Origin of the sequence: Corallococcus sp. AB049A (assembly GCF_003668885.1) — a bacterium.
GTDB classification, from domain to species: Bacteria; Myxococcota; Myxococcia; order Myxococcales; family Myxococcaceae; genus Corallococcus; species Corallococcus interemptor.
This window is the reverse complement of the sequence record NZ_RAWL01001247.1, coordinates 1-420: the sequence shown is the minus strand read 5'-3', so window position 1 is coordinate 420 and position 420 is coordinate 1. Positions and strand designations below refer to the sequence as shown.

Genomic DNA, 420 nt, shown 5'->3' with positions numbered 1-420 from the left:
TCCAGGGTCAGCGGCAGCGAACGGCCCAGGTTGCTGCTCTTGCTGTGGGTCAGCGAGGTCTGCCAGGTACCGAAGCTGTAGCGGCCCTGATGGGTCAGCGACAACTGGTCGCGTTCGTAGCGCTGGTAGGCGGTGTAGCCCACGCGCGGCTGCACCACGCGACGGGTGACGGTACCGCTGCCGTTCGGGTTGGGAATGACGGCATTGCCGACGCGCCACAGGCTGGCCAGGCTGTCGAGGGTGCCGGTCTGGCCTTCGCTGTTGTCGAACTTCTGCCGCGACACGTCGTAGTCCAGCCACAGTTCGTGATCGTCGTTGATGCGGACGTCCAACCGCACGCCGCTGTTCCAGTTGGTGTTGGCCACCGACTTGCCACCACCGCCGAAGCCGATGCTGCGCTCCCACAGGGTGCCGTCGGGC

At 66.4% G+C, this 420-nt stretch carries 1 pseudogene; it reads right to left on the bottom strand.

The features are described from left to right. Positions 1–420: pseudogene (locus tag D7X55_RS46900) on the bottom strand (hypothetical protein); the annotation flags it as partial.